15 protein-coding genes are annotated in these 18192 nt (G+C 69.7%); 3 read left to right on the forward strand and 12 right to left on the reverse strand.

Translation table 11 applies throughout. The features are described 5' to 3' along the window. Positions 1 to 154 precede the first annotated feature (154 nt). Entirely contained in the window at positions 155 to 793 is a 639-nt protein-coding gene (locus tag NCI01_RS07165; RefSeq protein WP_254180800.1) for a vitamin K epoxide reductase family protein, read from the forward strand. A gap of 14 nt (positions 794 to 807) precedes the next feature. Here the strand turns inward: NCI01_RS07165 and NCI01_RS07170 are convergent, their stop codons facing one another. Genes NCI01_RS07170 through NCI01_RS07190 form a run of 5 tightly spaced genes read right to left on the reverse strand, consistent with a single transcriptional unit; the run spans position 808 to position 7988 of the window. Continuing rightward, a complete protein-coding gene (locus NCI01_RS07170; RefSeq protein ID WP_254180801.1) occupies positions 808 to 1152 on the reverse strand; it encodes a cupin domain-containing protein in 345 nt (114 codons plus the stop codon). 28 nt (positions 1153 to 1180) lie between these two features. Then, positions 1181 to 1912 carry a respiratory nitrate reductase subunit gamma gene (narI, locus tag NCI01_RS07175; RefSeq protein ID WP_254180802.1) on the reverse strand — a complete coding sequence of 244 codons (732 nt, stop codon included), beginning with the start codon at positions 1910 to 1912 and terminating at the stop codon, positions 1181 to 1183. Continuing rightward, a complete protein-coding gene (gene narJ / locus NCI01_RS07180; RefSeq protein ID WP_254181228.1) occupies positions 1909 to 2613 on the reverse strand; it encodes a nitrate reductase molybdenum cofactor assembly chaperone in 705 nt (234 codons plus the stop codon). Before narJ ends, narI begins: the two co-directional genes overlap by 4 nt. Beyond that, complete coding sequence (gene narH, locus NCI01_RS07185; protein ID WP_254180803.1) at positions 2613 to 4268, reverse strand: nitrate reductase subunit beta; 1656 nt, start codon at positions 4266 to 4268, stop codon at positions 2613 to 2615. Before narH ends, narJ begins: the two co-directional genes overlap by 1 nt. A gap of 21 nt (positions 4269 to 4289) precedes the next feature. Continuing rightward, on the reverse strand, positions 4290 to 7988 hold the full coding sequence (locus tag NCI01_RS07190) for a nitrate reductase subunit alpha (protein ID WP_254180804.1): 3699 nt from the start codon (positions 7986 to 7988) through the stop codon (positions 4290 to 4292). A 213-nt stretch (positions 7989 to 8201) separates the two neighbouring features. Here NCI01_RS07190 and NCI01_RS07195 point away from each other — a divergent pair, with 213 nt between their 5' ends. After that, a complete protein-coding gene (locus NCI01_RS07195; protein ID WP_254180805.1) occupies positions 8202 to 9560 on the forward strand; it encodes an MFS transporter in 1359 nt (452 codons plus the stop codon). Beyond that, the gene (locus tag NCI01_RS07200) at positions 9557 to 10954 is read left to right on the forward strand and encodes an MFS transporter (RefSeq protein ID WP_254180806.1); all 1398 of its coding nucleotides are present in this window, start codon (positions 9557 to 9559) and stop codon (positions 10952 to 10954) included. Before NCI01_RS07195 ends, NCI01_RS07200 begins: the two co-directional genes overlap by 4 nt. A 13-nt stretch (positions 10955 to 10967) precedes the next feature. Here NCI01_RS07200 and NCI01_RS07205 read toward each other — a convergent pair whose 3' ends face one another. The 7 genes from NCI01_RS07205 to NCI01_RS07235 form a co-directional block, all read right to left on the reverse strand. Next, a complete protein-coding gene (locus NCI01_RS07205; protein ID WP_254180807.1) occupies positions 10968 to 11477 on the reverse strand; it encodes a hypothetical protein in 510 nt (169 codons plus the stop codon). Between the two features lie 85 nt (positions 11478 to 11562). Further along, positions 11563 to 12315 carry a hypothetical protein gene (locus NCI01_RS07210; RefSeq protein WP_254180808.1) on the reverse strand — a complete coding sequence of 251 codons (753 nt, stop codon included), beginning with the start codon at positions 12313 to 12315 and terminating at the stop codon, positions 11563 to 11565. Positions 12316 to 12493: 178 nt separating this feature from the next. Continuing rightward, positions 12494 to 14122: a chaperonin GroEL gene (gene groL / locus NCI01_RS07215; protein ID WP_254180809.1), complete on the reverse strand. Its 1629-nt coding sequence runs from the start codon at positions 14120 to 14122 to the stop codon at positions 12494 to 12496. A 252-nt stretch (positions 14123 to 14374) separates the two neighbouring features. Further along, positions 14375 to 15844 (reverse strand): TadE/TadG family type IV pilus assembly protein, encoded by a 1470-nt coding sequence (locus NCI01_RS07220; protein WP_254180810.1) that lies wholly within the window; start codon positions 15842 to 15844, stop codon positions 14375 to 14377. After that, positions 15841 to 16260, reverse strand: coding sequence for a TadE/TadG family type IV pilus assembly protein (locus tag NCI01_RS07225; protein ID WP_254180811.1), 420 nt, complete (start codon positions 16258 to 16260; stop codon positions 15841 to 15843). The genes NCI01_RS07220 and NCI01_RS07225 overlap by 4 nt, the downstream gene beginning before the upstream one ends. Before the next feature lie 151 nt (positions 16261 to 16411). Continuing rightward, a complete protein-coding gene (locus NCI01_RS07230; protein WP_254180812.1) occupies positions 16412 to 17323 on the reverse strand; it encodes an ATP-grasp domain-containing protein in 912 nt (303 codons plus the stop codon). Further along, positions 17320 to 18189: a hypothetical protein gene (locus NCI01_RS07235; protein WP_254180813.1), complete on the reverse strand. Its 870-nt coding sequence runs from the start codon at positions 18187 to 18189 to the stop codon at positions 17320 to 17322. The genes NCI01_RS07230 and NCI01_RS07235 overlap by 4 nt, the downstream gene beginning before the upstream one ends. Positions 18190 to 18192 lie beyond the last annotated feature (3 nt).

The raw sequence follows: 18192 nt of genomic DNA on the forward strand, positions 1-18192 counted from the left end.
GACCGCACCGGTGTTCTCAACCGGCTCCTGGCCGTGACGACTCGGGACCTTGGGCCCGCGACCTCGGGGCCGTTGGACCACGGCGCCCCTCGTGCCGGACCGGGAGGGTGGTCACACCACGTCGGACGCACGCAAGGACCCACGAAGGACCCGGATGACCACACGAACGCAGCCGCTGCCACCGTCGGCCGGGCCCACCGGTCCGCCGGCGACGACGAGGGGCTCGTGGGTGGGCATGCTCGTGTGGTCGGCGGCCAGCCTCGTCGCCTCCTTCGTGCTCGCGACGGAGGCCGTCACCCTGGCCGGCGACCAGGACGCGGCCTTCACCTGTGACATCAACGCGGTGGTCAGCTGCGGAACGGTGGGCAGCTCGTGGCAGGCGTCGGTCTTCGGCTTCCCCAACGCGTTCCTCGGCCTGGTCAGCGAGCCGGTCGTGATCACGCTCGCCGTCGCCGGGCTCGCCGGCGTCCGCTTCCCGCGCTGGCTGATGCTGGCCGCCCAGGTGGGCTACACCCTCGGGCTGGCCCTGGCGTACTGGCTCCTCCACCAGGCGGTCTTCCACATCGGTGCGGTGTGCCCGTGGTGCCTGCTGGTCACCGTGGCCACCACGTTCGTCTTCGTCGAGATGACCCGCATCAACGTGCTCATGGGCAACCTGCCCCTGCCCCGTGCCGCCCGCCCCCTCCTCGAGAAGGTGGTCCGGCACCGGCTCGACCTGCTGGCAGCGGTGGTGTGGCTCTACGGGATCTTCCTGCTCCTCGTGGTGCGCTACGGCGACGCGTTGTTCACCTGACCGGTCGGTTCCGGTCAGGCCCCCGGCACGCCGTGCAGGCCGACGGTCAGCAGGACGGCGGCGTCCTCGAGAGCCTCGAGGTCGTGTCGGACCAGCGGGATCACGACGTGGTCGCCGGCCTCGCCATCCCAGGTCTCGTCGCCTGCGTGCAGCCTCACCCGGCCGCGCAGCACCTGCAGCGTCGCCTCCCCGGGGCCGTCGTGCTCGCCGAGCCGGCGGTGCGCAACGAGGGCGATCAGCGTCTGCCGCAGGACGTGGCCCTGCCCGCCGTAGACGGTGTGGGCGCTGCGCCCGGCGCTGGTGCGGCGCGCCGCCGCGAGGTGCTCGTCCACCAGCGCTTCCAGCGGGGTGCTGTTCATCGTGGTCCTCCGGGATCTGTCGTTGCGGTCATCGTGGCACCTCGTCCCAGCCGCGACGGGGAGCGGCGCTGCCGAGCGCACGCTCATCGCGGGAGCGGTAGACGATGTAGGGACGGGTGAGGTAGCCGACCGGCGCGGAGAACACGTGGACCAACCGGGTGAACGGCCAGAGGGCGAAGAGGCCGAAGGCCACCAGGGCGTGCAGCTGGAACCCGACCGGAGCGTCCGCCATCAGGTCGGCGTCGGGCTGGAAGGCGAGGAACGAGCGGTACCAGACCGAGACGCCCTCGCGGTAGTTGTACTCACCGCCGAGGCTGAAGATCGACCCGGCGATGGTGTTCCACATGCCCAGCACGATGGCCGCGGCCAGGAAGGCGTACATCACCTTGTCCATCCGCGTGGTCGCGGAGAACACGGGTCCGACGGTGCGCCGTCGGTAGATCAGGATCGCCATGCCCACCAGCGCCATCGCCCCTGCGACGAGACCGCCGACCACGGCGACGTAGTGGTAGAGGTGGTCGCCGATGCCGACCGCCTCGGTCCACGACCGCGGCACGAGCAGTCCGATGACGTGGCCGCCGACCACGCCGAGCATGCCGAAGTGGAACAGCGGCGACCCGAGCCGGAGGAGCCGGTCCTCGTAGAGCTGGGAGGACCGCGTGGTCCAGCCGAACTTGTCGTAGCGGTAGCGCCACACGTGCCCGACGACAAATACGGCGAGGCACAGGTAGGGGACGATGACCCAGAGCAGGACGTTCACCGCGGCGCTCCTACGGGGATGGTGGCGGACGAGATGAGGGCGGGCCCGGACGCCAGGGCGGGGTCGGCGGCGTAGCCCGCGAGGCCGACCTCCTCGGCGGGTGGCCCCTGCTCGACGAGTCGGCGTACGGCGTCGGCGTCGGCCCCGGCCAACTCGGGGAGGGTGTCGCACAGGGCCAGCAGCGCGCCCGCCCACGGCGACCCGGTGGAGCCGTCGTCGTTGCGCCAGCCGGTGAGCGCGAGCCGCAGCATCTCCACGCCGGCGCGGTGCTCGAGGAGGAGCGACCGGGCGATGTCGGGATCGACGGTCGCGCCGAACTGCAGCACCGCGCACAGGTGGTCGGGCAGCTCACCGAGGCCGTCGTCCCACTCGACGCCGCCGCGGCGGTAGGCCTCCTTGAACTGCACGAGCGCTGCTCCCCGCCGGCGGGTGTCCCCGAAGGCGAAGTAGGTCAGGTAGAGCGCGCACTTCCTGGTGTGGTCGAAGGTCGCGACGTAGTCCTGCTGCAGCCCGGCCAGCGGCGTGCGCCGCACGTGATCGAGCAGCGGCCCCAGGTGCGGGTGCCCGGGGACCAGCGCGGCCAGGTCGTCGAGCGAGGCGAGCAGCCCCTCGGTGGGGTAGTCGAGGAGGGCCGAGCAGACCGCCCACGTGCGTACGGCGTCCTGGTCGGGTCGGGCCTGCCGACGGCGGCGGGGGAACATCACGCACGTCCCCCGCCCTCGCGCGGCGGGAACAACCCGTCCGGCGTCCCCTTGCCGTCCCAGTTGAGGAGGTTGACCCGCGACCCCTTGTCGTCCGGCGCGGCGATCGAGTCGGACGTCTGGCGGTCCTGCAGCATCCGGAAGTTCTCGACCGCTACCGGGGTCGGGTAGCCGGAGCCCTCGCCGAAGAGGTCCTGCTGCCCGCCGCCGTAGTCGCTGACAGGGCAGTCCGTGGCGAGCTCCTCCAGGGCGTGGGCCTGCTCGGCGTGCGCCGCGGGGATGACGTAGCGCTCGGCGTACTTCGCGATCGCGAGCAGGCGGAACATCTCGTACATCTGCTCCCCCGTCATCCCGACGGCCGCCGGGATCGACTCGTCGGGGTCGCGGCCGAGGTTGATGTCGCGCATGTAGGACCGCATCGCGGCGAGCTTCTTGAGCACGCGGTCGACGGGGACGGGGTCGCCGGCGGTGAAGAGGTTCGCGAGGTACTCCACCGGGATGCGCAGGGTGTCGATGGCGGCGAACAGGTTGCCCCGGTCCTCGGCGTCCTCACCCGTGTCGCGTACGACGTCGACGACCGGCGACAGCGGCGGGATGTACCAGACCATCGGCATCGTGCGGTACTCCGGGTGGAGCGGCAGGGCGACCTCGTAGGTGTTGATCAGCGCCCACACCGGCGACTTCTTCGCGGCCTCGATCCAGTCGCCCGGGATCCCGGCCTGCTCGGCTGCCCGCTGCACGGCGGGGTCGTGCGGGTCGAGGAAGCAGGCGCGCTGGGCGTCGTACAGCGCGTGCTCGTCCTCGATGCTCGCCGCCTCCAGCACCTTGTCGGCGTCGTAGAGCACGAGTCCGATGTAGCGCAGCCGGCCGACGCACGTCTCCGAGCAGACGGTCGGGATGCCGACCTCCACGCGCGGATAGCAGAAGGTGCACTTCTCGGCCTTGCCGGTCTTGTGGTTGAAGTAGACCTTCTTGTAGGGGCAGCCCGAGACGCACATCCTCCAGCCGCGGCACCGGTCCTGGTCGACGAGGACGATGCCGTCCTCCTCGCGCTTGTAGATCGCGCCGCTCGGGCAGGACGCCGCGCACGAGGGGTTGAGGCAGTGCTCGCAGATGCGCGGCAGGTAGAACATGAAGGTCTGCTCGAACTCGAGCTTCACCTTGTCCTCGATGCCCTTGAGCATCACGTCGCGCGCCGCGTGCTCCTGCGAGCCGCCGAGGTCGTCGTCCCAGTTGGCCGACCACTCGACGTTCATGTTCTTGCCGGAGATGAGGCTCTTGGGCCGGGCCACCGGGAAGGTGTCGGTCTGCGGGGACCCCGTCAGCGTCTCGTAGTCGTAGGTCCACGGCTCGTAGTAGTCGTCGATCGAGGGCAGCTTGGGGTTGGAGAAGATGCTGAGCAGCTTCTTCACCCGCCCGCCGGCCTTGAGCGCCAACCGCCCGTTGGGCTTGCGGATCCACCCGCCCTGCCACTCGTCCTGGTCCTCGTAGGTCCGGGGGTAGCCGAGGCCCGGCCGGGTCTCGACGTTGTTGAACCAGACGTACTCCGTGCCGGCCCGGTTGGTCCAGGCCTGCTTGCAGGTCACCGAGCAGGTGTGGCACCCGATGCACTTGTCGAGGTTCATCACCATGGCCATCTGAGCCATCACGCGCATGTTGTCGTCTCCTCTTCCGGCTCAGTACTCGACCGGCGCGGTCCGCTTGCGGATCATGGTCACTTCGTCACGGTTGTTGCCGATCGGGCCGATGTAGTTGAAGAAGTAGGCCAGCTGGGCGTAGCCGCCGACGATGTGGTTGGGCTTGAGCAGCACCCGGGTGAGGCTGTTGTGGATGCCACCCCGCTTGCCGTCGCGCTCGGTCAGCGGCACGTCGATCAGCCGGTCCTGGGCGTGGTGCATGTAGACGGTGCCCTCCGGCATCCGGTGACTGACGATGGCCCGGGCCGCGACGACGCCGTTCCTATTGACCATCTCGATCCAGTCGTTGTCCCTGATCCCGACCTTGGCGGCGTCACGGTCGGAGACCCACACCGACTGGCCGCCCCGCGACAACGAGAGCATGAAGAGGTTGTCCTGGTACTCCGAGTGGATGGACCACTTGTTGTGCGGCGTCAGGTAGCGGACCGAGACGCCGAGCTCGTTCTGCTCACCGATCGGCGCCTCCCCGAAGAGCTCGGTCATGTTGAGCGGCGGCCGGTAGACCGGGAGCATCTCGCCCATGCCCAGGAACCAGTCGTGGTCCACGTAGAACTGCTGCCGACCGGTCAGGGTGTGGAACGGCTTCTTGCGCTCGATGTTGATGGTGAACGGGCTGTAGCGCCGGCCTCCGGACTCCGATCCCGACCACTCCGGCGAGGTGATCACCGGCACCGGCTGGACCTGGGTGTCGGCGAAGGTGATCTGCTTGCCCTCGTGCTCGGCGGCCAGGTCGGCGAGCCGTGTGCCGGTGCGCTTCTCCAGGAAGCGGAAGCCCTGGGTCGCGAGGTGGCCGTTGGAGACCCCGGCCAGGTGGAGCATCGCGTCGGCCATCTGGATGTCGGTCTCGACCTTGGGCTGGCCGTCGCCGGCACCCCCGTGCACCACGCCGTTGCGGTGGCGGAGGATGTCGACCTCGCGCTTGACGTCGTAGGCCACGCCCTTGGTGAGCATGCCGACCTTCTCCAGCAACGGGCCGATCGACGTCATCTTCTCGTACACGGCGGCGTAGTCGCGCTCGGCGACCGCGATCACCGGCATCGTCTTGCCGGGCACCGGCTCGACCTCTCCGGTCTTCCAGTCCTTCACGACGCCGTGCTCGGTGGCCATCGCCTCCGGGGTGTCGTGCCACAGCGGCTTGGCGATGACGTCCTTGCGGGTGCCGAGGTGGTCGGCGGCGAGCTCGGAGAACTTCTTCGCGATCACCTTCCAGGTGTCCCAGTCCGACTTCGTCTGCCACGGCGGGGCGATCGCCGGGTTGAACGAGTGGACGAAGGGGTGCATGTCGGTCGTGGAGAGGTCGTGCTTCTCGTACCACGTCGCGGCGGGCAGCACGACGTCGCTGAAGATCGTCGACGACGTCATCCGGAAGTCGATCGTCATCAGCAGGTCGAGCCGACCCTCGGCCGCCTTCTCCGCCCACACGACGTCCTTCGGACGCTGGTCCGCAGGCGCCTCCACCGCAGTGGCGGCCGAGTCGGTGCCCAGCAGGTGGCGCAGAAAGTACTCGTTGCCCTTGGCCGAGGAGCCGAGCAGGTTGGAGCGCCACAGTGACAGCACGCGCGGGTGGTTGTCCTCGTGCTCGGGGTCCTCGACCGCGAACCGGAGGCTGCCCTCCTTGAGCTGCTGGGCGACGTACGCCGGCGCCTCCATGCCCGCTGTCTCGGCGTCGTCGGCCAGCTGCAGGCTGCTGCGGTCGAACGTGGGGTACGACGGCGACCACCCGAGCCGGACCGACTGGGCCAGCAGGTCCATCATCGTCCTCCCGGCGAAGACGCCCGTGCCGGAGTCGAGGTCGTCGGCGCTGAAGCCGTCGTAGCGGTACTGGGAGGTGTTCACGTACCAGTAGGCGGTCTGGTTCATGTGGCGCGGCGGCCGGTGCCAGTCGAGGGCGAACGCCATGTGCTGGAAGCCCATGATCGGGCGGATCTTCTCCTGCCCGACGTAGTGCGCCCAGCCGCCGCCGTTGCGGCCCTGCGTACCGGTGATGGTCGTGAGCAGCAGGATCGCGCGGTAGATCTGGTCGGAGTGGAACCAGTGGTTGACGCCGGCGCCCAGCAGGATCATGCCGCGGCCCTCGGTGTCGATCGCGTTGTGCGCCCACTCCCGGGCGAGCCTGACGACCTGGGCCGCGGGGACGCCGGTGTGCTGCTCCTGCCACGCCGGGGTGGCCGGCACGGCCGGGTCGTCGTAGCCGTGCGGGTCGGACTCGCTCGCGCGGGGCCACGTGCCCGGCAGCCCGTCCCGGGCGACGCCGTACTGCGCGAGCAGCAGGTCGAGGACCGTGGTGACCACCCGGTCGCCGACGCGCGCGACCGGCACGCCGCGACGCTCGTGGACGACCTTGCCGTCGGCGGCGTCGAAGCGCGGCAGCTCGACCTCGACGGCCTCGCGGGTGCCGCCCTGGTGGTCGCGGTACATGCTGAGCGCCGGGTCGATGTCACCGAGCTCGAGGTTCCAGCGGCCCGCACCCTCCTCGCCGAACCGGTCCCCGATCGAGCCCTGCGGGATGCGGACCTCGCCCGTGGCGGCGTCGATCACGGCCGGCTTCCACATGGCGTTCTCGCTCGTCCCGCCGAGGTCGCCCTCGACGAGGAACTTGCCGGGGCGGTGGCCACCGTCCGCGGTCGGTTCGAGGCAGACCAGGTGCGGCAGGTCGGTGAACTGCTTGTTGTAGGACTCGAAGAACGGCGTGGTGGCGTCGGCGAAGAACTCCTTGAGCACGACGTGGCCCATGGCCATCGCGAGGGCGCCGTCGGTGCCCGGGGCGGGACTCACCCACTCGTCCGCGAACTTCACGCTCTCGGCGTAGTCGGGCGCGACGGCCACGACCTTCTGCCCGCGGTAGCGCGCCTCGGTCATCCAGTGCGCATCGGGGGTGCGGGTCGTCGGGACGTTGGAGCCCCACATCATCAGGTAGCCGGCGTCCCACCAGTCGCCCGACTCGGGCACGTCGGTCTGGTCGCCGAACATCTGCGGCGATGCGTTGGGCAGGTCGGCGTACCAGTCGTAGAACGACAGCATCGGCGCGCCGATCAGCTCGAGGAAGCGCGCGCCTGAGGCGTACGACACCGGCGACATGGCCGGGATCGGCGAGAAGCCGGCGATCCGGTCGGGTCCCCACCGCTTGACGGTGTAGACGTGCGCGGCGGCGACGATCTCCGCGACCTCGTCCCACGACGCCCGCACCAGGCCGCCCTTGCCGCGCGCCTTCTTGTAGATCCTGGTCTTCTCCTCGTCCTGCACGATCGAGCCCCACGCGACCACCGGGTCGCCGTGCTGCTGCTTGGCGGCGCGGAACATCTCCAGCAGCACGCCGCGGACGTAGGGGTAGCGCACCCGGGTGGGGCTGTAGGTGTACCAGCTGAACGCCGCACCGCGTGGGCAGCCGCGCGGCTCGTACTCCGGGCGGTCCGGCCCGGCGCTGGGGTAGTCGGTCTGCTGCGCCTCCCAGGTGATGATCCCGTCCTTGACGTAGACCTTCCAGGAGCAGGAGCCGGTGCAGTTGACGCCGTGGGTGGAGCGCACCACCTTGTCGTGGCTCCAGCGGTCGCGGTAGAACACGTCGCCCTCGCGGCCGCCCCGCTTGTGCAGGGTCCGCTGGTCCTCGCTCACCTCCGCCTTGGTGAAGAACCGGCGGCTGCCGATCAGTGCCGACGTCAACGAGCTTTCGAGGGGCATGGAGGTCCTCCGGGCGGGTTCGAGGCGGGGTCGGCCCTGTCGACCCTAGACATCACACACGTCCCACCGCCACCATCTGACGAACCCAGCAGCACAACGTCACCAATGAAAGGACTTTGGTCCCGACTTGGTCCCTCCGACCTGCACAACGCTCCAGAAATCCATCACAGTCGCTTTGGTGGAACCGCGCACGACGGTTCCGGAGGAGTCGAGATGAGCGAGCCCCAGCCTGGTCGGAACCGTGTGCTCTGGCTGTCCACCATCGCGTTCACGCTGATGTTCGCCGTCTGGTTGATGTTCGGCATCCTGGGCAAGCCCATCCAGGAGGAGTTCGGCCTCTCCGAGGTGCAGCTGTCATGGATCGTGGCCGCTGCCGCCCTCAACGGCTCGCTCTGGCGGCTGCCCGCCGGGATGGTCACCGACCGCATCGGCGGCCGCAAGGTCATGACCTTCCTGCTGCTCGCGACCGCTGTCCCGGCGTACCTCGTCTCGCGAGTGGACTCCTACGGCATGCTCCTCGTACTGGCCTTCCTGGTCGGGTTCGCGGGCAACGCCTTCTCGGCGGGCATCGCATGGAACTCCGCGTGGCAACCTCGCGAGCACCAGGGCTTCGCGCTCGGTCTCTTCGGGGCGGGCAACGTCGGCGCCTCGGTCACGAAGTTCATCGGCCCACCGTTGATCGCGGGCACCGCCGGCGCGACCTACTTCGGCTTCATCGACGGCGGTTGGCGCCTCGTCCCGGTCGTGTACGCCGTCCTGCTGGTGGTGATGGCGGCACTGGTCTGGTTCGGTACCCCGAGCCACGACCGGGCACCCGGCACCGGTCAGACGCTGCGCGAGCAGGTGCGTCCGCTCGGGAGCATGCGGGTGTGGCGCTTCAGCCTCTACTACGTCGCGGTGTTCGGCGCCTACGTCGCGCTCGCCGCCTGGCTGCCGACCTATTACATGGACAACTTCGACGTCTCGCTCCAGACCGCGGCCCTGCTGACGGCGACGTACATCTTCCCCGCCAGCCTCCTGCGACCCTACGGCGGACACCTGTCCGACCGCTTCGGCGCCCGCCGCGTCATGTACTGGACGTTCGGCGCGATGCTCGTGGTGACCGGGATCCTGATGATGCCCAACGGACACATCGTGATCGTTCACCCGGACGGGTCCCAGAGCGAGCACCTCGCCTACAGCATCGGCCTCGTGCCGTTCGCCGTCCTCGTGTTCGCGCTTGGGTGCGCGATGGGGGTCGGCAAGGCCGCGGTCTTCAAGCACATCCCCGAGTACTTCCCCCACAACGTGGGGGCCGTAGGCGGACTGGTGGGGATGCTCGGCGGCCTCGGTGGGTTCTTCCTGCCCCCGCTCTTCGCCTACACGAAGGCCTGGTCGGGCTTCCCCTCGAGCACGTTCTTCGTCCTGTTCGTGCTCACCCTGACCTGTGCGGTCTGGATGCACTGGACCGTGGTCCACATGCTGCACACCCAGTCCCCCGAGCTGGCCGGACGGCTCGAGAACCCCGACGACGACCGCCGGCCCGGGTTGGGCGTGGCGCACGACCGACTGCCTGAGGAGGCACGCGCATGACCACCGACGCACAGTCGCGCAGGAGCGGCGAGTGGCTGGAGTCCTGGGACCCCGAGAACGAGGAGACGTGGGACGAGCGCCTGGCGTGGCGGACCCTGTGGCTCACCACGTTCGCCCTGTTCCTCGCCTTCGTCGCATGGTTCCTGCCCAGCGCCCTCATCCCCAAGCTCAACCCGCTGGGCTACAGCTTCAGCACCACCCAGCTCTACTGGATGGCCGCGATGCCGGGCCTCTCGGCGGGGCTCTTCCGGCTCCTGTGGATGGTCCTGCCCCCGATCATGGGCACCCGGAAGATGGTGTCCCTGACGTCCCTGCTGCTGGTCTTCTCGACCCTCGGGTGGGGCGTACGCGTCCAGGAGCCCACCGCGCCCTACTGGGAGCTGATGGTGCTCGCCTTCCTGGCGGGGATCGGCGGAGGTGCGTTCTCCGGCTTCATGCCGAGCACGTCCTACTTCTTCCCCAAGCGGAAGCAGGGAACGGCACTCGGGCTCCAGGCCGGGATCGGCAACTTCGGCGTCTCCGCCGTCCAGCTGCTCACGCCCTACCTCATCGGCTTCTCGTGGCTGGCGTTCTTCGGTTCGGAGCAGACCATCTCGATGCCGGGCAAGGAGCCGCAGGACGTCTGGTACCAGAACGCCGCCTTCATCTGGATCCCGCTCATGGTCCTCGCCGCGATCCTCGCCTGGACGATGCTCAAGTCCGTGCCGATCAAGGCCAACATCCGCCAGCAGTTCGACATCTTCGGCAACGTCGACACCTGGCTCATGACGCTGCTCTACATCATGACCTTCGGCACGTTCTCGGGCCTAGCGGCCCAGTTCGGACTGCTGATGGCAGACCTCTACGGCATCAGCAACCCCGACATCGTGCAGGGCACCGGGGCGGCCGCGACCGTGCTCATCGATGGCTACGAGGTTCCGGACGTGGTGAAGTTCGTGTTCCTCGGCCCGCTGGTCGGGGCCGGAGCACGCGTCCTGTTCGCACCGCTCACCGACCGGACCGGTGGCGCGATCTGGACCCTCGTGTCGGGGGTCGGCCTGATCGTCTCCATCGCCTTCACGATCCCCGCACTGACTCCCGACACGACGTCGGCCGCGACCCTCGACGCCGGGTTCGACCAGTTCCTCTGGGGCATGCTGGCGATCTTCCTCTTCGCGGGGATCGGCAACGCCTCGACGTTCAAGCAGATGCCGATGATCTTCGAGAAGCGGCAGGCCGGTGGCGTCATCGGCTGGACGGCGGCGATCGCCGCCTTCGGGCCCTTCTTCTTCGGGATCGGTGTCACGACGCTCGGACCGACGACGTTCTACGCCATCGGGATCGCGTGGGCCGTGATGTGCGTGGGCATCACCTGGGTCCGCTACGCACGGAAGGGTGCCCCGAAGCCCGGGTGATGCGCTCGGGCCGTCAGCCCGGGAACGCCTCCGTGTACATCGCCTCGAGCTCCGGGTCGACCTCCGCGGTGAACCCGCACAGCGTCACCCGGTCGCCGTCGGCGCTGACCAGGTAGGTCTGCCCCTCCTGGAAGTCGACGGCCATCAGCAGGTCGTCGAGGCTCCCGCCGGGGGCCTCGACGGTGACCGTCGACGCCTCGCCGCCGGCGTACCACTGCTCGACCTCGAGGGTGGCGGTCCCGTCCTCGACCGAGGTGACGGTGCCCTCGAAGGCGGTGTCGAACGTTGATAACACCTCTGCGGACGGCATCGCGCACTTGCCGGCCGTCGAGCCGTCGGCGGTCAGCGCGAGCGTTCCTGCGTCCTGCTCGCTGGGACTGTCGCTCGTGCTCTCGGTGGGGCTCGTGTCGTCGGTGGCCGTGGTGTCGTCCGCCGAGCCGCAGCCGGAGAGGACCAGGACGAGGGTCGCTGCGAGTGCGGGGAGCAGGCGGGCGGTGCTGGATCGGTGGACGTGTCGGCTCATGGCGGGCATCCCTTCGTCAGGCGTGAGGAGCGGCCTCGCTCCTGTGCAGGTGGGACGGTACGAGGGCCCGTCGGGTTCCTGCCCGTCACCGGTCGTCCTCCTCCTCCTCGACCCGGCGCTTGATGCGTCCCAGGCCGGGGATGTTCCCGAGGATCTCGTTGAGCTCGCGCGACACGACGAGCAGGTCGTGCAGGTCGGGTGCCACCGACCCGAGGGTGGCCAGGACGGGGACGATGTCGCGCTCGAACTGCTCGGTCACCGCGGGCAGGTGGTCGACGAGGGTCACCAGCGCGGCCACCTCCTCGGGGTGGGTGGTGTCGGCCAGCGTCTGCAGCGTCGGCTGCAGGGTCGTGAGCGGGGGTTCGAGCATGTCGAGGAGGGCCGCCGCCCGGCCCGCCTGGACGGCGGCGCCGTCGACCACGGTCTCGACCCGCTCGATCTCGGTCGCGGCGGCGCCGACGACGGTGCCGACGCGGGCGACCTCGGTGGTCGCGGCCTCCACGACCGTGCCGACCTGGGCCACCTCGGTGGTCGCTGCGTCCACGACCGTGCCGACGCGGGCGACCTCGGCGGTGGCAGCGTCCAGCACAGTGCCGACGCGCCGCACCTGGGTGGTCGCTGCATCCAGGACGGTGCCGACGCGCCCCACCTCGGTGGCCGCCGCGTCGGCGACCCCTTCGACGCGATCGACGATGACGCTCGCCCGGGCGACCAGGACCTCTGCCTGGTCGAGCAGGGCCAGCATGCGCGGCACGGCGCCGAGGAGCGCCTCGACCTGCTCGCTCCCCCGTTCGAGGGCCGACATCACGTCACGGGGTCCGGGCACGGGCAGGCGCATGCGCCATTCCTACCAGCGGCTCCCCCACGTCGGTCCGAGCCCGACCAATGTGGGGGCAGGTCGGTACGACGCCCCAGGACCGCCGCGGAGATGCAGCAGGGCCCCCGCCGGAGCGGGGGCCCTGCTGTGGTGCTGGTGGAGCGGACGGATCAGCTGCGCTGAAGCTTCTTCGCTTCGCTCAGAAGTCCATGCCGCCCATGCCGCCCATGTCGCCGCCGGGCATGGCCGGCGCCTTCTCGGGCTTGTCGGCCACGACGGCCTCGGTGGTGAGGAACAGCGCGGCGATCGACGCGGCGTTCTGCAGGGCCGAGCGGGTGACCTTCGCCGGGTCGATGATGCCCTCGGCGATCATGTCGACGTAGTCACCGGTCGCGGCGTTGAGGCCGTGACCGGCCTCCAGGTTCGCGACCTTCTCCGCCACGACGCCGCCCTCGAGGCCGGCGTTGACGGCGATCTGCTTGAGCGGGGCGGAGGTCGCGACGCGCACGATGTTGGCGCCGGTGGCCTCGTCACCGCTCAGGTCGAGCTTGTCGAACGCGGTGGCGGCGGCCTGCACGAGCGCCACGCCACCTCCGGCGACGATGCCCTCCTCGACCGCAGCCTTGGCGTTGCGGACGGCGTCCTCGATGCGGTGCTTGCGCTCCTTGAGCTCGACCTCGGTGGCCGCGCCGACCTTGATGACGGCCACGCCGCCGGCCAGCTTGGCGAGGCGCTCCTGGAGCTTCTCGCGGTCGTAGTCGGAGTCCGACTTCTCGATCTCGGCGCGGATCTGGTTGACCCGGCCCTCGATCTGGCCCTGGTCGCCCGCACCCTCGACGATGGTGGTCTCGTCCTTGGTGATGACGACCTTGCGCGCCTGGCCGAGCAGCTCGAGACCGGCCGACTCGAGCTTGAGGCCGACCTCCTCGGAGATGACCTGGCCGCCGGTGAGGATCGCGATGTCCTGCAGCATGGCCTTGCGGCGGTCACCGAAGCCCGGCGCCTTGACGGCGACGGAGCGGAAGGTGCCCTTGATCTTGTTGACGACCAGGGTCGACAGCGCCTCGCCGTCGACGTCCTCGGCGATGATCAGCAGCGGCTTGCCGGACTGCATGACCTTCTCCAGCAGCGGGAGCAGGTCCTTGACCGTCGACACCTTGGAGTTGGCGATGAGGACGTAGGGGTCCTCCAGCACGGCCTCCATGCGCTCGAGGTCGGTGGCGAAGTAGGCCGAGATGTAGCCCTTGTCGAACCGCATGCCCTCGGTCAGCTCGAGGTCCAGCCCGAAGGTGTTGGACTCCTCGACGGTGATGACGCCTTCCTTGCCGACCTTGTCCATCGCCTCGGCGATGATCTCGCCGACGGTGGTGTCAGCGGCGGAGATCGACGCGGTGGAGGCGATCTGCTCCTTGGTCTCGACGTCCTTCGCCATGCTGAGCAGCTGCTCGGACACGGCGGCGACGGCGGCCTCGATGCCGCGCTTGAGACCCATCGGGTTGGCGCCGGCCGCGACGTTGCGCAGGCCCTCGCGCACCATGGCCTGGGCCAGGACGGTGGCGGTGGTCGTGCCGTCACCGGCGACGTCGTCGGTCTTCTTGGCGACCTCCTTGACCAGCTCGGCGCCGATCTTCTCGTAGGGGTCCTCCAGCTCGATCTCCTTGGCGATCGAGACACCGTCGTTGGTGATCGTGGGGGCGCCCCACTTCTTCTCCAGGACGACGTTGCGGCCCTTGGGGCCCAGGGTGACCTTGACCGCGTCAGCGAGGGTGTTCATACCCCGCTCGAGGCCGCGGCGGGCCTCCTCGTTGAAAGCAATCAGCTTGGCCATATCGCGTGCGATTCCTATCGACGTGAGTCTGTGTGTCGACATCAGGAGGGCTGCCCGCGACGGACGATCCGGTCCACCGGCGATCCATTCACGCCGGCTTCCACGGACCTCAGCGTCACCTGAGTCGTTGTCACTCTCGTGACGAGAGTGCCAACGTCATGTTTAGCACTCGCACCCGGAGAGTGCAAACGCCAGGCGGACGACCGGAGGCGGCCCGCAACCGGTGGCGCGAGCCGCTCCGTCGTCGGCGGGTCAGGGCATCTCGATGAGCCTGATGCTCTCCGTCACCGCGTTGACGGCGGTGGCGAAGATCGGGCCCAGCTCCGAACCGCTGGCGGCGCAGTAGTAGTAGTCGCCGTCCTCGTTCTCGGCGATGCGTTCCGCGGAGGTCGAGCAGTCGCTGTCGGCCTTGCTCGGCGCTCCGCCCGGGCCGGGGGAGGCCGACTCGGCCAGGTGGTCCCGCACCCAGGGGGATCGCGGCGTGCGCCCGCCCGGCTTCTCGCACGACGCGGACCGCGCGGCTCCGAAGCCGATGACCAGGACGGTGACGCCGCGGTCCTTGGCCTGCTCGGCGACGTCGGTGAGGTTCTCGCACCCCTTCTTGCCCTTGCCGTTGCCGTAGGTGTTGCGACCGGCGCCGACGTCGCCCGCGCTGGTCATCGACGTGCTGCCCTCCTCGAGCAGCTCGTCGGGCTGACCGTCGGTCTCGAAGATCAGCACCTTCTTCGGCGTGCCGGGACGCTTGGGGAGTGACGCCAGGTTGTTGGGGTCCAGGCCGAGCAGGTAGCGGGCAGCGCCCTTGAAGGCTGACGCGAGGTGGGTGCCGTAGCTCCCGGTCGACAGCCCGGGCACCGCGCCGTTCGGCATGCACTTCACGCCGCGCACCAGCTTGCTGCTCGAGCTGATCGGCGCGTCGCGGTTGGCCCGGTAGTCGTTGGTGAAGTCGATCGCGATCCACGTGCCACCCCTGGCCCCGTCCGAGGCCGTGGTGGCGGCCGTGGCGCAGGTCGAGGTGGGCTTGCTCTTGTGCATCGCACCGAACGCGACGTAGTGCAGCGTCGGGTCCATCACCCCCAGGCTGTCGACGATGGCCGTCTGCATGTCCTCCCGGTCGTCCTCGGACATGCTGGTGGTGCGATCGGCCATGAAGACGACGTCCATCGGGTTGGGAAGCGTCTCCCCGCACGAACCTCTGCAGGCCGAGGACGACACCGATCCGGTCGAGCCCCGGTCGTGACCGATCACGGGCGCGAAGTCGAAGTCGACGTCCTTGGAGTCGCTGACCCGGATGGTGTTGCAGCGCGCGGTCACCGGGCACGGGACGGAGCAGATCCTGGTGTTGCACCGCACCTGGGCGCTGGAGTACGTCCCGGGGTCGCACGTCGCGGGGATCTGCCCGGAGGCCACCTGCCGGCTGGCACCGGTCGAGGCGACCACGCAGAACAGCTCGGTGTCGGGCGTCATGTCCGGGTCCTGCCTCTTGGCCATCGTGACCGCCCACGTCTTCGCGTCGGTCCCGCTCGCGGGCAGCTCGAAGGCGCCGGCGTGGGCTGCCGAGTCGACGTGGTCGTGCAGCTTCTGCCGCTCCATGGCAAGGGAGGAGATGTCCACGGCCAGCGCGGCGCAGGCGAAGATGACGATCGCCAGCAACCCGACGAGGATCGCCACCGCCCCCGTCTCGTCCTTCTCCTGCCTTCCGCGCGCCGTGGGCGCGCGCCTCACTCGATCCTCATCTGGCTGGTCTTCGACAGCTTCAGGCTCGAGGACAGCGCCTTGCCCATCGGGGTCAGCCACACGTGCTGGTAGGTCGTCGTGACGACGGCGACCCCGCCCGACGTGTGGTTGGCGTCCCACGACCCGCACGTGCCCCCCAGGGGCGTCTTGCAGGAGACGACGACGGTGACGTCGCCCTCCAGGTCGGACAGCGAGTCGTTGACGACCTGCCTGACCTGGCTGCTGCTGGCGCTGAGGCTGGCCGCTCGGACACCTTCACGCGTGGCGTTGTTGAGGACGGTGTAGCGGTTGATCGCGAACCCGAGGTCGACGATGGAGAAGAGGACCGCTAGCAGCACTGGCACGACGAGGGCGAACTCCACCGCCGCCGCACCGCGATCCTCGCGTGGGCGTGTTCTGGGCATGACTATTTCCTCCCGCAGGTGCGACGCGCGAGAACGCTCCCGACGTCGCGAAGGTTGTGACGGTGATCCGGCACGGATGACGGACCACCGGTCCCGCCCGCACCCCCCAGCGCAGGCAGAACACGGGCAACCTAGTTGCGGGGGGAAGGCATCACCCCCCGGAGAAGGATCTCTTTGCCGTCCTGTCTAGACAGGGCCTCAGCCCGCGGGCGGCCCGTGCGGCGACGAGGTCGACGAAGGGCTCGGCGTTCGCCGGCGACACGTCGAGGTAGAGCCCCGGCTCGATCAGCTCGAGCTCGCTCACGACCCAGTCCCCGTCCCAGCGCAGCAGGTCGACGCGGAGGTAGTCCATCGGCCGGCCGAACCGAGCGGCCATGGCGTCGTAGGCCCTCATCACCAGCTCACCGACGTCGCCCGTCTCGGCGGCGCGCACCCGGCCGCCGAACTCCTCGTTGACCCGTACGTCACCCTCGCCGGGGACCTTGTCGAAGCGCTGCCCGAGCCGTCCGCCGAGGACGTAGACCGACGACTCGCCGTGCGTGCGGATCGACTCCACGAGCGGCTGGACGACCCAGGGGCCACCGACCTCGGGGTAGTCGGGGTGGCTGCGGACCGGCCGGCCCAGGCGCGGGTCGTCGGGGTCGGTGACCACGAGCAGGCCTGCTCCCCCGGCGCCCACGCGCGGCTTGACGACCGCCGTTCCGAAGCGGCGTACGCCCTCGGCGAGGCTGTCGCGGTCGTCGGCGAGCAGCGTCGGCACTGCCGGCAGGTCGCCGAGGTCGGTCAGGTAGCGCTTGTCGTGGTTCCAGGTGAAGACGTCGGCACCGTTGAGCAGGCGCGGCTGGTCGAGCGACGCCGCCCAGGAGAGGAACTCGGCGTGACGGGTGACGTAGTCCCACGTGGAGCGCACCGCGACGAGGTCGGCGCCCGCCCAGTCGACGGCCGGATCGTCCCAGCGGGCCCACGCGGCGTCGATGCCACGGGCGCGCAGGGCGGTGTCGAGGGCGCCGGCACCCGGCTCCCCCTGCGGCAGGTCGCCGCTGGTGGCGAGCAGGACGCTCATGCGTCGTCGGGGTCGTCGCTCGGGTCGTCCGGGTCGTCCGGAAGCTCGGACGCGCCGTAGAGCTCGTGCGCGACCTTGTCGCGGTTGGTGCCCTCCCGGTTGTCGCCCTTCTCGATGATCACGAGGTTGTGGTAGCAGTGCACGGCCCGGACCCACTGGTCGGTGTAGGTGGGCTCGTAGCCCTCGACGAGGAACTCCTCGTGGTTGAGGCCGTCGACGAGGTCCTTCACCAGGTCCATCGACGTGCCCGGCGCGCGCGGGTCGAGCTGGCCGCCCCACGCCGGCCAGTAGGAGGTCTGGGTGTCCTCGATGCAGTAGATGGCGCCGTCGGGCAGCAGCGGGAACAGGATCCGGAAGGACTCGCGCACGTGGGCGGGGATGTGGCTGCCGTCGTCGATGACGACCAGGGGCGCGCCCTGCTCGTCGATGATCCGGTGCAGCACCTCGGGGTCGGTCTGGTCGCCGAGGTAGGTGTGGATGTGGCCGCGCGTGAGCCAGGACTTGTCCTCGATGTCGAGGCCGACGATGCGGGCCTTGGGGAAGAACCAGCGCCACATCTTCATCGAGGCCCCGCTCTTGCGGCGCTTCTTGTAGCCGCCGATCCCGAGCTCGAGCAGCGTGAAGGACTCACCGCGCAGGTGCTGCAGGTGGCGCTCGTAGTGGGGCGTGTACTTGTGGACGCCCCACTTGTCGGTGCGGAACTCGATGGCCAGCTCGGTCAGGTTGCTGGCCAGCAGCCGGCGGCGCCGCTCGGCCTTCGCGTCGATCGGCTGGGGCTCGGCCGGCACGGGCGATGCCTGCATCCGGCCGGCCTTCTTGGCCGCCTTCTTGACGGCCTGGCCGGCTCGTCGAGCAGTGGTGCGCACCCG

Source organism: Nocardioides pinisoli (assembly GCF_024199985.1).
GTDB lineage: Bacteria > Actinomycetota > Actinomycetes > Propionibacteriales > Nocardioidaceae > Nocardioides > Nocardioides pinisoli.